Genomic DNA, 12,788 nt, shown 5'->3' with positions numbered 1-12,788 from the left:
AGACGTCAGTCGGCGTCCCTGAGCACCCGCAGGACGTTCGCACCCGCGAGCTTGGCGCAGTCGTCCTCGGACCAGCCCTTGTCGAGCAGCGCGCCGAACAGGTTCGGGTAGGTCGACACGTCCTCGAGCCCCTGCGGGAGCGCCTGGACGCCGTCGTAGTCGCCGCCGACGCCGATGTGGTCGATGCCGACGACCTCACGCGCGTGCTCCACGTGCGCGACGACGTCGTCGAGCGTCGCGGTCGGCGCCGGGTGGTCGACCATCCACTCCTCGCCGAACGTCTTGCGCTCCCCCATGTCGGCGTGGTTCGCGCCGGCCGCCGTCATGGCGTCACGAAGGGCTGCGTCCCATTCAGCGAACCGAGGTGAGACGAAGCTCGGCACGAATGTGATCATGGCCACACCGCCATTTGCCTTCAACTTGACCAGGACGTCGTCCGGGACGTTGCGCGGGTGGTCCGCGACCTGACGGCACGACGAGTGGCTGAAGATGACGGGCTTGACGCTCGTGTCGAGCGCCGCGTGCATCGTGCTGGGCGCGACGTGGCTCAGGTCGACGAGCATGCCGATGCGGTTCATCTCGCGCACGACGTCGCGGCCGAACTCGGTGAGCCCGCCGTGTTCTGGCTGGTCAGTCGCACTGTCGGCCCACGGGGTGTTGTCGTTGTGGGTCAGCGTCATGTACCGGACGCCCAGGCGGCGCAGCGCGCGCAGGACACCGAGTGAAGAGTTGATGGAATGTCCGCCCTCGGCCCCGAGGAGGGAGGCGACACGCCCGGAGCGGAAAACTTCTTCGGCCTCGGCGGCGGTCGTCGCGATGCCCAGGTGGTCGGAGTACCGCCCGGCCAGCTCGTGGACCAGCTCGATCTGCTCCAGCACGGCGGTCACCGCTCCGTCGCCCGCCAGCCTGCCGGGGATCCAGACGGACCAGAACTGCATCCCCAGGCCGCCCTCGCGCATTTTCACGAGGTCCGTGTGCAGGCTGGGATGACGTTCCGTGAGATCGATCTTCGCGGCGGTCGTGTAGACGTCCTCGCCCGTTCCGTCGCCGAACTCGCGCAGAGCCCACGGCAGGTCGTTGTGGCCGTCGACGAGGGGAACGCGCCGCAGCAACGCCCGCGCCCGCTCGACACCAGAACTGCTAGGCACAACCAACTCCAAGATGTCGTTCTGAGAGGGGCTCGCGTTACACCCCCTATCTAGTTGTCATCCAATCGTGTGACACATGGGGCCATCTGTCACAACTCAATAGGGATAGATACCCGATTGATCGTCCCGTAGACCCGCATGGGCGGCTACGCTGCCCCAGACGACACCACTTTCGGTCGATCAGTGGCGCGGCTGATTGGACGAAAGTCTCCGGTGCCGGTCGGGGGGCACGACCGACTCCAGGGAGGTAGTGACGTGGCTGCCGTCGGCTTAGGTCAGGCCGTTCGTACCACGCCAGCCGGCTCGTTGCCGGCGAACATGGTCCCGCACCCGCGGGAAGAGCTTTTTTCAGTGCTGGTGGTCGACGACCACCCACTGCTGAGGGAGGCGATATCAGCCCGGCTCACACAAATGGGAGCCGGCACAGTTCATGAGGCCGCTTCGGTGGCGGAGGCTCGGGCGCGGGCACTCGCTACCGGACCATGCGACCTCGCGATCCTCGATCTGGGTCTGCCGGATGGCACCGGCATCGACCTGGTCACGGAACTCCGTGCCCAGGGCTGGCCCCGCATCGTGGTCCTCGCATCCTCCGACGACCCCTACGCGGTCAGGTCGGCCTTCCAGGCGGGCGCCCAGGCGTACCTCCTGAAGTCCGCCTCTCCGATGGTGGTCACCGACGGGGTGCGCAGGGTTCTCGATGGTGGCGTTTACGCAGATCCGAGCGTGGCACCAGTACTCGCAGCGGGTACTCGGGTGCCGGGCACGGACAACACGCCGCGGGAACTTTCCGCGCGTGAGGTCGAGGTGCTCCAGCTGGTCGCCGATGGCCAGAGCAACAAGGAGATCGGCGAGGCTCTGAGCTTGTCCGCGTTGACGGTGAAGTCTCACCTGTCGCGGATCGGCCGGAAGCTGGGCACAGGAGATCGCGCTCAGATGGTCGCGCTGGCAATGCGTGCCGGCGTGATCCGTTAGATACCGGTTTGAAGCACTGAACCGGCCGAGAACACCTGTGAGTGGTGCGATCGTCGTAGGGTCATCCCCTGTGGATGTACCCGCCGACGAGCCAACCGCACCAACCGGACCAGAACCGGTACCGCTGACGGAACCTGCTGATGGGGTCCCGCCCGTGGTCGCCGATCCAGCTGCGCTCCGGCGAGCCGCTGATGCGCTCGCCGGGGCGAAGGGCCCGGTCGCGGTGGACACCGAGCGAGCCTCGGGCTACCGCTACTCACAGCGTGCCTATCTGGTGCAACTGCGCCGGGAAGGCGCCGGCACCTGGTTGGTCGACCCGATCGCCCTCGGCGGACGGCTAGACCCACTGGTGGAGGCGCTCGAGGGCACTGAGTGGGTGTTGCACGCGGCGTCTCAGGACCTGCCGTGCCTCGCCGAACTCGGGCTCCGACCCGGCGTGCTGTTCGACACCGAGCTGGCGGGCAGGCTGGCTGGGTTCGACCGTGTCGCACTGGGCACGCTGGTGGAACGGCTACTTGGTTACAGGCTCGAGAAGGGGCATGGCGCGGCCGACTGGTCGCGCCGGCCCCTTCCTGCCGATTGGCTGACGTATGCCGCTCTCGACGTGGAGCTGCTCGTGCAGCTGCGCGACGTTCTCGAAACCGAGCTGGAGCGCCAGGGCAAGCTCGCCTGGGCGCTCGAGGAGTTCGAGGCGGTGCGGACGGCGCCTTTGCCGCGCCCCCGCACCGACCCCTGGCGGCGCACGTCAGGTATCCACCGCGTGCGCAACCAGCGGCAACTGGCCCTCGTGCGCTCGCTGTGGGAAGCCCGGGACACCGTGGCCCGCGAACGCGACATCGCCCCGGGCCGAGTCCTCCCGGACTCCGCGCTCATGGAGGCAGCCGCCCGCAACCCGGCCAATGAGGCCGAACTGCTCGCCCTGCCGGTCTTCCGCGGGCGGTCCCAGCGCCGCATGTCCAGCGTCTGGATGAACGCCCTGCGCAAGGCAGGCGCCCTGCCGAAGTCGGAGCTCCCGGAGCCCGCGGGCCAGCACGACGGCCCGCCCCCGCCCAACCGCTGGGCGGACAAGGACCCGGACGCCGCGGCCCGCCTGGCCGCGACCAGGGCAGCGCTGGCGACCATCGCCGAGGCCAACAACCTCCCGGTGGAGAACCTGCTGCTGCCCGACCTCGTGCGCCGCACCTGCTGGCAACCGCCGGCCGACCTCTCCCCCGAATCCGTGGCCACCGTGCTGCGCGACGGAGGGGCCAGGTCGTGGCAGCTCGACCTCACGCTGGAAGCCCTTTCCAAGGCGCTGACGGCAACGGCACCCACGCCGTCCGAGTGAGACCCTCCAACTGATCCGACACATCAGCTGTCGTGCGTGATCCGTTCACGCACGGCAGCTGATCTCCATCCCGTCCTCGACGGGAAACGCGACGCTGACGTACCCGTTGGCCGGATCGCGCACGTGTTCGAGGTAACCGGCCATCGAGTCCTGGTCGATGTCGTCGGCGACGACGAGCGCACCCGGCGCGAGCCGCGGCTCCAGGTCCCGCAACACCGGCAGGCACAGCTCCTTCCACCCGTCGAGCAGCACCAGCCCGATCGGCCCCGCGATGTCCGCCAGCGTGCGACGAGCATCGCCGGGCAGGATCGTCACGACTCCACCGAGCCCCGCCTCGTCGAGATTCGCCCGCGCCGCGGCGACCTTCTCCGAGGACATCTCCGTCCCGTAGACGTGCCCGCGCCCGTTGTCCGCGACGGCCGCCGCCAGGTAGAGCGTCGAGATCCCGAACGACGTGCCGAACTCGACGACGGTCTCCGGCCGCCCAGACCGGACCAGCCCGTAAAGCAGTTCCCCGCCACTGGCGGAGATCGGCATGTAAACCCCGGCCAATGCGTCAGCACGCTCCTGCGCACCACCCGTGCGCACGACGTCCCCCGGCGCGTCGAAGCTGTCGTCCGCCCCAGCCGCACCGAAGAGCCGTTCCAGCACCGAACGAACCCGCGTCTCGTGCAAAGTGATGGTCATGGCCGCCAGAGTAGACGCAACGTTGCGTCTAGCCTAGCCCTGGCTAAAGTACGCCTCCTGGAGGTGGCGATGGAGAGCACCACGCATCGCGGAAACCGGCACGGCCGCAGCGAGCAAGCAAGGCAGGCGGTCCTCGAAGCCGCCGACGACCTGCTGGCCGAACGAGGATTCGCCGGCGTGACGATCGAGGGCATCGCCGCACGCGCCGGCGTCGCGAAGCAGACGATCTACCGCTGGTGGCCGTCCAAGGTCGACGTGCTGCTGGAGGCGTTCACCGAGGACATGGCCGAACACCTCACCCCGCAGGACACCGGCGACCTGGGCACCGACCTCCGCACCCACCTGGCAACCCTGGCCGAGTTCCTCACCAACTCGGACCCGGGCGCTGTCTTCCGCGCCCTGACAGGCCAGGCCCAGCACGACCCCCAACTAGCCGCCCGCCTGCGCGACGACCACCTCAGCCACCAACGCGACCGCGACCGCGTCCCCCTGCAGCGCGCGATCGAACGCGGCGAACTCCCCGCCGACCTGAACGTCGACACGGCACTCGACCACCTGGTGGGCCCGATCTACTACCGCGTCCTGGTGACCGGCGCCCCCGTCTCCCGCGCCTTCACCGACGACCTGGCAGCAGCCTTCCTGCACCGCCACCAGCGCTCGTAACTGATATCGGTTCACCACTCCCTCGCTGACCTGCCCCTCAGCAATGGGACTTTTGACTTCGTCCGCAAACGAGCCGTTGCAAGGGGCAACCCGCGATGATCAGCACCACCCGCCTCGACCTGCTCCCGTTGCAAACCGAGCACGCCGCCGAGATGGCCGAGGTGCTGGCGGACCCGGCGCTGCACGCGTTCACCGGCGGCACCCCGCTCTCCCGGGAAGCGCTGCTGGCCCGGTACCGGAGGCTGGCCGCGGGCTCACCCGACCCGGCGGTGCGATGGCTGAACTGGGTGATCCGTCTCCGCGACGAAGACCGCCTGACCGGCACCGTCCAAGCGACCATCACCCAAGCCGACGAGTCGGCTGAGATCGCGTGGGTCGTCGGCACGCCGTGGCAGGGCCGCGGAATCGCCCGCGAAGCCGCCCGAGGCCTCGTCACCTGGCTGGCAACCCAGCCGGTCCGCACCGTGATCGCGCACGTCCACCCCGGCCACCACGCGTCCGCCGCAGTCGCCACGTCCGCCGGCCTCGCCGCCACTGACGAGGTCCACGACGGCGAGACCCGCTGGCTCCTCCGCTTCCCCTGACCCCGCCCCTTGCAACCACTCTTTTCCGGACGAAGTCAAAAGAGTCGTTGCTAAGCAGCAGGTGACGGCAGGTGTCGAACGGATAAATCGGCCGACATCTCAGTCCGCCATGCGCTCGCCCAGCCGCCGAGCGAGGTCCGCGACGTCCTCGTCGGGCAGGTCGAGGACGCCGCGCGAAGCCTCGAAAACGGCGATCTGCTGATCTTCGTAAGGCACTCCGGGCGGCAACGGCGCGAGGTGCCAGTGGACGTGCCGGTTGGCCTGCTGGCTGCCGAGCGACAGGACGTAGAGCCGCTCGACGGGCAGCAACGAACTCAGGGCGGTGCCCGCCCGGTGCACGACGTGTTGGATCGCCGCGTACTCGTCGGGCGTGAAGTCGGTGATGGCGTGCTCGCGATGTTCGACCGGCGCCACCAGGAAGTGGCCCGCCACCGAGGGGAACCTGCTCGCGAAGACGATCGCGGTCTCGTCGCGGTGGGCGACGTGGTGCGGGTAGTCCGGGTTGCCGGCGAGGAGTTCGCAGATGAAGCAGGCCCGGCGGGCGAGCGCCAGGTAGCTGTCGGAGTCCCAGGGCACGCGAGCGGTCATGATCCAGCTGTACCGGACGGCTGCCGGCAGTGCCGCCGGAAGTGTTGACAGTTGCCGTTGCGAAATATCGGGGCGGGGTGACGGACATATGCCGCCAAGGAGTTGTCCGTCCCTAGGAGAGGCCTCCCTTGAAACCTCATCTCCCCCTCACCGTGGCCGGCCTCGTGCTGGCCACGGCCCTGAGCGGCGCCGCCCCCGCCACCGCGACCACGGCCGACACCACGACCGGTGCGAGCCGGACGTCCGGCCAGCAGCATTGGATCACCCTCATCACGGGCGACCAGGTGCTGACCGACGACAAGGGCAAGCCGATCCAGTTCAAGCCCGCAGCAGGCCGTGAGCACATCGCGGTCTCCACGAGAGAGGACGGCGCGCACCTCTACGCCGTGCCCGCCGACGTGGAGCCGTTGATCACCGAGGGCCGGCTGGACCGGCGCCTGTTCGACCTCGCTCTCCTGAGCAGGCCGGAGTACACCCAGCGCGGGGGTCTCGGCGTGCTCGTGTCGGCGGGGTCCGGTCTGCCGGCCGCGCGGTCGTTCAGCCGCATCGGCGTCGACGCCGTCACGGTGACCGCCGACAGCGCCCCGGACGTGTGGAAGACGCTGGCCACCGGTCGCAGCGCGAAGACCACGATCTGGCTGGACGCGGTGCGCAGGGCCGCGCTCGACCGCAGCACCGCCCAGATCGGGGCGCCGCAGGCGTGGCAGGCCGGGTTCGACGGCAAGGGCGTGAAGATCGCCGTGCTCGACACCGGCGTCGACAACACGCATCCGGACCTCGCCACGCAGGAGGTCGCGGAGAAGAACTTCACCGACTCCCCCGACAACCAGGACCGCGTCGGGCACGGCACGCACGTCGCGTCCATCGCGGCCGGTACCGGGGCGAAGTCGGGCGGCAAGTTCAAGGGTGTGGCCCCCGGCGCGCGCATCCTCGACGGCAAGGTGCTCGGCGACGACGGGTCCGGCTACGAGTCGGGGATCCTCGCGGGCATCGAGTGGGCGGTCGAGCAGCAGGCGGACGTCGTCAACATGAGCCTCGGCGGCGACGACGGCCCGTTGCTGGACCCGATGGAGGTCCTGGTCAACAGGCTCTCGCAGGAGACCGGCACGCTGTTCGTGATCGCGTCGGGCAACTCCGGGCCGAACTCCGTCGGGTCCCCCGGCAGCGCGGACGCCGCTCTCACCGTCGGCGCCGTGGACCGCGACGACAGGCTCGCGAGCTTCTCCAGCACCGGCCCGCGCAACGGTGACGGCGCCATCAAGCCGGACATCACCGCTCCCGGCGTCGATATCGGCGCCGCAGCGGCGGGCAGGCTCGGCGAGAGCATGCCCAGCCCGGCCGAGGGCTACATCTCGCTGAACGGCACGTCGATGGCCACCCCGCACGTCGCGGGCGCGGCGGCGATCCTGGCGCAGGCACACCCCGACTGGCGTGGCGACCAGATCAAGGCCGCGCTGATGGCGTCGGCCAAGCCGGGCGCGCACAGCCCGTTCGAACAGGGCGCCGGGCGCACGGACGTCGCCAAGGCGATCAAGCAGACGGTCTCGTCCGGCTCGGTCTCCTTCGGCACGGCGCTGTGGCCGCACCACGACGACACCCCGATGACCAAGAACGTCGTCTACCGCAACGAGGGCGACCAGCCGGTCACCCTCACGCTCAAGGTCGACACGGCGGCACCGCAGGGCTTCTTCACGCTCAAGGACGCCACTCTGACCGTGCCTGCACACGGCACGGCCACCACCACTCTGACAGCGGACACGAAGCTCGGCGGTGAGGCGTCCGGCACGTTCAGCGCGTACATCAACGCGAGCGGCGGCGGCCAGTCCATCGTCACCCCTGCGGCCGTGACGCGCGAACCCGAGCGCTACACCATCACGGTCAAGACGATCGGCCGCGACGGCAAGCCCGCCGCGAACTGGGGCGCGAGCCTGCAGGGCGTCACCGGAGAAGCGACGGGCGCCTACGCAGGTCTCGGCACCGGCCTGGAGTCGCTGCGCGTCGCCAAGGGCCGCTACCTGCTCAACGGCCACCAGTGGGTCCCCGCCGACCAGCCGAACCCGCACTACAACTGGTTCAACGGCACGAACATCGAGGTCGGCGCCGACACCACGATCACGCTCGACGCCCGCCAGGCCAAGCCCGTCGACATCGGACTGCCGGGCAAGCCGGCCGAACGCCACGCGTACATCCGCGTCGGCCACAAGATGCCGTCGATGGAGTACGGCTTCGGCCTGCTCGGCGTGCCGCTCAGCGTCCTGAGCACCGCGCACGTCGGTCCCGAGGGCAAGTCCGGCGAGATGAACGAGCTGGTCATCGCCTCCTACACGGGTGCCGACCGCGAGGAGTTCCACGTCGTCGACCAGAACACGACGCTCACGAAGTTCTGGACGGGCTACCGCAAGCAGCTGAAGTCCAAGGACCTCGTGACCATCACGGCCTCGGCGGGCGCCACCGCCGAGGGGCGCACCGGTTACCTGCACGCGCAGGCGGAGGTCGGCGACAGCCCGCTGTTCGGGGTGGCGTTCGGGTACGCGCTGCCGCACACGCGGAAGCTGAACCTGCACTCCCCCGACAACACCTGGAGCCTTCGCTTCGAACAGGACCACGGCGACGTCTCCGAGGCGTACTGGAACGCCGAGAACGAGCAGTTCAAGCCGGGCCGCACCTATCGGAAGACGTTCAACACCGGCGTCTTCGGCCCGGCACTGACCGATGAACGTCGCGTCGGCCTCTACCGCGACGGGGACATCCTCTTCGGCAGCCTGCCGTTCTTCGCGGACGGGCAGGGCCGCTCCGGCGGTTCGGCCGTGGAGTCGGGCTCGACGGTGCTGAAGCTGGGCGGCGAGGTGGTCGACTCGACGGACCGGCCGCTCGACCTGGAGACGTTCTTCTCGATGCCCGCCGCTCCCGGCCGCTTCGAGCTGACCACCACGGCGAACCGGTCGGGCGTCGCGGCGATCAGCACCTCGGTCACCACGACGTGGGGCTTCGACTCGGCCACGACCTCGGGCGTCACCCAGGTGCCGTTGTCGATGGTGAGGTTCACGCCGGAGCTCGGCCTCGACGGAACGCTTCCCGCGCACCGGTTCCAGCGGATCCCGCTGACGGTGCAGGGCAAGACGAGGTCGCTGACCGCGCAGGTGTCCTACGACAAGGGCGCGACCTGGCAGAAGGCGCTGGTCTTCGGCGACTCGCTGCTCGTGGTCAACCCGGCCAGGGGCGACAGCGTCTCGCTGCGGGCCACGGCCGTCGGCAAGGGCGGTGACTCGGTCACCCAGACCGTGATCAACGCCTACCTGACGAAGTAACCCGGAACGGCGATGCGCCCGTGCGGGGCGCATCGCCGTCGTCCTTCAGCGCCTCGGGAACGCCTCGTCGTAGACCGCCCGCAGCCCGGGCTCGTCGAGTCCGCTGTAACCGCAGCCCATGACCTGCAGATCGCTCGCCGCGACGAGGTACCTCCGGCCGATCTCGGGCTCGAACCCGGCCAGCACCGGCGCACCGGTGGCGTTCCTGACCTCGACGAGGTCGGCCTCGCCGATCCAGGCGCGATGGACCTGCAGCGTCACGACACCGCCCTCGAGCCGCAGCACGGTCGCCTCGAACGCCATCTGCGCGCGTTCCGCGAGCACCGCCGCCTCCGGCTTGCGGCACCGGACGTCCGGATCGGCGGGACCCTCCGTGAGCACGGCGACCGTGGTCTTGCGGCCTTCGGACGAGGTGGGGGCCGGCGGCGCCGTCCCCGGCGGCGTGCTGGTGACGGTCTGCGGCTGTCCACTGGTGGCCGGCCGTCCCCCACCGTCGTCGGGCAGTCCCGAACCGTTCACCACACCGGTCTCCGGACCGCGCTGCGACGACGACGGCAACGCCACGCCCGCTCCCGGCGCCTGCCCGGAACCACCGCTGGTCAGCACGAACACCCCGGCGACCACCGCGATCGCGGCCGCAGCGCCGACCAGCACCGGCAGCCGTCGAGAGGAGAACCGCGGCATCACGGGAGTGTCGAGCGCCGCTCCGGCCACCAGCCGCCGCGCCTCGTCATCGGGCAGCGGACGGAGCGAGGCGGCTGGATCGGCACGGCGCATCCGGTCGCGCAGGTCGTCGTCGGTCATCGCCGCTCTCCTTCCGCCTGCTCGTCCAGCAGGGACTTCAGCTTCCGGCGTGCCCGGTGCAGCCGGATGCTGACCGCGTTGGCACTCATCCCGACGACCTGGGCGATCTCCGCGGGGCCCAGTTCCTCCCACGCCCAGAGCCGCATCAGCTCGGCGTCCGCGGAGGACAGCCGCGCGAGCGCCCTGGCCAGCCCCGGATCCGGGTCGTCACGTGCCGGCGCGTGCTCGGGCGGTCTCGCGAGCTGCCAGATCCGCACCAGCAACCGGTCCTGCCTGCGCCGCGTGCGATCCGCGTTGGCGAGACAGTTGCGCGCGACGGCGTACGCCCAGGCGAGCGGTTCGGCCGGCATCTCGTCACGCCGGCGCCACGCCACGAGCAACGTCTCGGACAGCACGTCGTCCGCGGTCGCGGCATCGGTCCGCCGCGCCAGGTACCGGCGCAGCGGCTCGATCAGCTCCTGCGCGACGGCCTCGAAACCCGTCTGGCGCGGTTCCACGTCCACCTGCTCCACCCCGGGTCATGTCCGGCAGGACGCCCGCTCTTTCACCCCGCGACCAGGCCATTGCACCAGGTCTTTTGCAGACGACGTCAAAAGAGTCATTGCTGAAGCGCGGGTGGCGCCATCCAAGAACCGATGTGTCGGCCGATATTTCAGTTGGGGAGGTCGGAGTCCGGGCTGCCGCTGAGCACACCGCGTGACACCTCGGCGTGCGCGAGCCGGCGCACGGCCTTGAGGACGGTGTCCCCGATGAGGGTGCCGACGACCATCGCCTCGATGACGTCGTCGGGCGACGTGTGCTGGATGACGTACTCGAGGTCGGCCTTGGCGATGATCTTCAACCCCTCCAGGTAGGGGTCGAGGAGCTCGTGGATCCGGTCGTGACCGATCGAGCGGGCCGAGGACAACGCGGCCGCGAGCATGAGGGTCACGTTGGACTCGGTGACGTCGATGCACTCGGTTTGACCGTGCCGTGCGAAGAACGCCTGGACGTCCGCGACCGCGAGCGGGTCCAGTTCACCAGTGCTCGGCTGGCTGATGGCCTCCTGGACGGCGCCGAGCTTGTTGTGCAGCGACTCGTCGCGGGTGTCGATGGCGGCGAGCACCTCGCGCACGGTGGCGATGGACAGGCCTCCCACGTCGACCAGCGCACGGACCAGGCGGAGCCGACGCAGGTGCTCGTCGTCGTAGTGGGCCTGGTTCGGGCTGGTCAGCACGCCGGCGGGCAGCAGTCCCTCGCGCAGGTAGTACTTGATCGTCGGCACCGCGACGCCGCTTCTCTTGGAAAGCTCGCCAACACGCATATGGATAGTGTAGCTTCCGGATAGTAGAGAGTGCCGCTATCCATTCAGGGGGTAAAGAGAGATGCTTCGCACGTGGCACCGGCCGTTAGTCCTCTTCGGCTGGTCGATGGCGCTGCTGATCCCGGTCTCGCTCGTCGGGCTGCTGCTCGACGACCGGCTGGTGGTCAACTCGCCGATCTGGCTCAAGCCGTTCAAGTTCGCCGTGTCGCTGGCGCTCTACGCGTTCACGCTGGCGTGGCTGCTCACGTACCTGAAGCGGTTCCAGCGCGTCGGCTGGTGGGCCGGCACCGTGCTGGCGGCGGCAGGGGCGGCGGAGATGGTCGTCATCATCGGCCAGGTCGTGCGCGGCAGGCGCAGTCACTTCAACTTCGAGACACCGCTCGACGCGACGCTGTTCTCGATCATGGGCGCGACGATCGTCGTGCTGTGGGTGACCCACGCGATCGTGGCCGTCCTGCTGTGGCGTACGAAGATCGAGAACGAGGCCCTGTCGTGGTCGATCCGGCTCGGGCTCGTCATCTCGTTCCTGGGCCTCGGCGTCGGGTTCCTGATGACGCAGCCGAAGCCCGGCCAGGCCCTCGACGGTGGCACCCTCGGCTCGCACACGATCGGCGCTCCCGACGGCGGTGCGTACATGGCGATCACCGGGTGGAGCACCGAGCACGGCGACCTCAGGGTCGGGCACTTCGTGGGCATGCACGCCCTGCAGGTGCTGCCGGTGCTCATCGCCCTTCTCGGCGACCGCGCCACCACGAAGCTCGCCTGGGTGCTCAGCGGGTCGTTCCTGGGGATCTTCCTGCTCGTCACCTGGCAGGCGCTGCGCGGCCAGCCGCTGTTCCAGCCCGACGGCACGACGCTGCTCGCGCTCGCCGGGATCATCGTCGCGACCGCACTCGGCGTGGTGTGGGCGCGTGCACCGAAGAAGGAGCTCGTGAACGCATGACCGCCATCCTGTTCGACCTGACGTTCCTGCTGATCGCACCGTTCTGGGCGCTCATGATCCTCGCGCCGAAGTGGTCGTGGACGCGGCGGATCGCCGAGTCCTACCTCATCGTGCTGCCGCCCGTCGTGATCTACGTCGTGCTGATGGTCCCCGTGCTGCCGGAGCTGCTGCCGCTGGTCACGAGTCCCGAGATCGGCGCGCTGGCCGAGTTCATGAGCACGCCGACGGGCGCGGCGCTGGTGTGGGCGCACATGCTTGCGTGGGACCTGTTCGTCGGGCGCTGGATGTACCTGGAGGGGCGCAGGCTCGACGTCCACCCACTCGTCATGGCACCCGTTCTGGTGATCACGATCCTGCTGGCCCCCGTCGGGTTGCCGCTGTTCCTGATCGTGCGCAAGGTGTGTGACACAAAGAACAGGGGTGCCGCTGTGGTTACTCACCAGTAACTAGGGTTAGAGTTG

Annotated in this window: 13 protein-coding genes; 7 read left to right on the top strand and 6 right to left on the bottom strand. The window is 69.4% G+C overall.

Annotated features, from left to right (window positions below; translation table 11 throughout):
* Positions 1 to 5 precede the first annotated feature (5 nt).
* Complete coding sequence (locus DFR72_RS29805) at positions 6 to 1,148, bottom strand: dipeptidase (protein WP_090069247.1); 1,143 nt, start codon at positions 1,146 to 1,148, stop codon at positions 6 to 8.
* Between the two features lie 255 nt (positions 1,149 to 1,403).
* Between DFR72_RS29805 and DFR72_RS29800 the strand changes: the two genes are divergently transcribed.
* Both DFR72_RS29800 and DFR72_RS29795 read left to right on the top strand, forming a co-directional pair.
* Positions 1,404 to 2,120 (top strand): response regulator, encoded by a 717-nt coding sequence (locus tag DFR72_RS29800; protein WP_015099292.1) that lies wholly within the window; start codon positions 1,404 to 1,406, stop codon positions 2,118 to 2,120.
* Positions 2,121 to 2,190: 70 nt separating this feature from the next.
* Positions 2,191 to 3,447 carry a ribonuclease D gene (locus DFR72_RS29795; RefSeq protein ID WP_114773798.1) on the top strand — a complete coding sequence of 419 codons (1,257 nt, stop codon included), beginning with the start codon at positions 2,191 to 2,193 and terminating at the stop codon, positions 3,445 to 3,447.
* 45 nt (positions 3,448 to 3,492) lie between these two features.
* Here DFR72_RS29795 and DFR72_RS29790 read toward each other — a convergent pair whose 3' ends face one another.
* A complete protein-coding gene (locus tag DFR72_RS29790) occupies positions 3,493 to 4,134 on the bottom strand; it encodes an O-methyltransferase (RefSeq protein ID WP_114773797.1) in 642 nt (213 codons plus the stop codon).
* Positions 4,135 to 4,203: 69 nt separating this feature from the next.
* Between DFR72_RS29790 and DFR72_RS29785 the strand changes: the two genes are divergently transcribed.
* Entirely contained in the window at positions 4,204 to 4,797 is a 594-nt protein-coding gene (locus DFR72_RS29785) for a TetR/AcrR family transcriptional regulator (protein WP_114773796.1), read from the top strand.
* A 95-nt stretch (positions 4,798 to 4,892) separates the two neighbouring features.
* Positions 4,893 to 5,381, top strand: a complete 489-nt coding sequence (locus DFR72_RS29780; protein WP_114773795.1) for a GNAT family N-acetyltransferase — start codon at positions 4,893 to 4,895, stop codon at positions 5,379 to 5,381.
* A gap of 99 nt (positions 5,382 to 5,480) precedes the next feature.
* Here the strand turns inward: DFR72_RS29780 and DFR72_RS29775 are convergent, their stop codons facing one another.
* A complete protein-coding gene (locus DFR72_RS29775) occupies positions 5,481 to 5,969 on the bottom strand; it encodes an HIT family protein (RefSeq protein WP_114773794.1) in 489 nt (162 codons plus the stop codon).
* A 128-nt stretch (positions 5,970 to 6,097) separates the two neighbouring features.
* Here DFR72_RS29775 and DFR72_RS29770 point away from each other — a divergent pair, with 128 nt between their 5' ends.
* Positions 6,098 to 9,277, top strand: a complete 3,180-nt coding sequence (locus tag DFR72_RS29770) for a S8 family serine peptidase (RefSeq protein WP_114773793.1) — start codon at positions 6,098 to 6,100, stop codon at positions 9,275 to 9,277.
* Positions 9,278 to 9,322: 45 nt separating this feature from the next.
* Here the strand turns inward: DFR72_RS29770 and DFR72_RS29765 are convergent, their stop codons facing one another.
* The 3 genes from DFR72_RS29765 to DFR72_RS29755 all read right to left on the bottom strand — a co-directional run bounded on the left by DFR72_RS29765 (position 9,323) and on the right by DFR72_RS29755 (position 11,384).
* Positions 9,323 to 10,081, bottom strand: a complete 759-nt coding sequence (locus DFR72_RS29765) for a hypothetical protein (protein ID WP_090069244.1) — start codon at positions 10,079 to 10,081, stop codon at positions 9,323 to 9,325.
* The gene (locus DFR72_RS29760; protein ID WP_211335580.1) at positions 10,078 to 10,584 is read right to left on the bottom strand and encodes an RNA polymerase sigma factor; all 507 of its coding nucleotides are present in this window, start codon (positions 10,582 to 10,584) and stop codon (positions 10,078 to 10,080) included. Before DFR72_RS29760 ends, DFR72_RS29765 begins: the two co-directional genes overlap by 4 nt.
* A gap of 149 nt (positions 10,585 to 10,733) precedes the next feature.
* Positions 10,734 to 11,384 carry a MerR family transcriptional regulator gene (locus DFR72_RS29755; protein ID WP_090069242.1) on the bottom strand — a complete coding sequence of 217 codons (651 nt, stop codon included), beginning with the start codon at positions 11,382 to 11,384 and terminating at the stop codon, positions 10,734 to 10,736.
* Between the two features lie 61 nt (positions 11,385 to 11,445).
* On the opposite strand from DFR72_RS29755, the gene DFR72_RS29750 reads away from it, so the two are divergent.
* Both DFR72_RS29750 and DFR72_RS29745 read left to right on the top strand, forming a co-directional pair.
* Positions 11,446 to 12,327 (top strand): hypothetical protein, encoded by an 882-nt coding sequence (locus DFR72_RS29750; RefSeq protein WP_090069240.1) that lies wholly within the window; start codon positions 11,446 to 11,448, stop codon positions 12,325 to 12,327.
* Positions 12,324 to 12,773 carry an ABA4-like family protein gene (locus DFR72_RS29745; RefSeq protein WP_090069239.1) on the top strand — a complete coding sequence of 150 codons (450 nt, stop codon included), beginning with the start codon at positions 12,324 to 12,326 and terminating at the stop codon, positions 12,771 to 12,773. The genes DFR72_RS29750 and DFR72_RS29745 overlap by 4 nt, the downstream gene beginning before the upstream one ends.
* The last annotated feature ends 15 nt before the right edge of the window (positions 12,774 to 12,788 follow it).

This window comes from Lentzea flaviverrucosa (assembly GCF_003350445.1).
Taxonomy (GTDB): Bacteria; Actinomycetota; Actinomycetes; order Mycobacteriales; family Pseudonocardiaceae; genus Lentzea; species Lentzea californiensis.
Note: the sequence above shows the minus strand (reverse complement) of the source record. Positions and strands in the feature narration are given on the sequence as shown.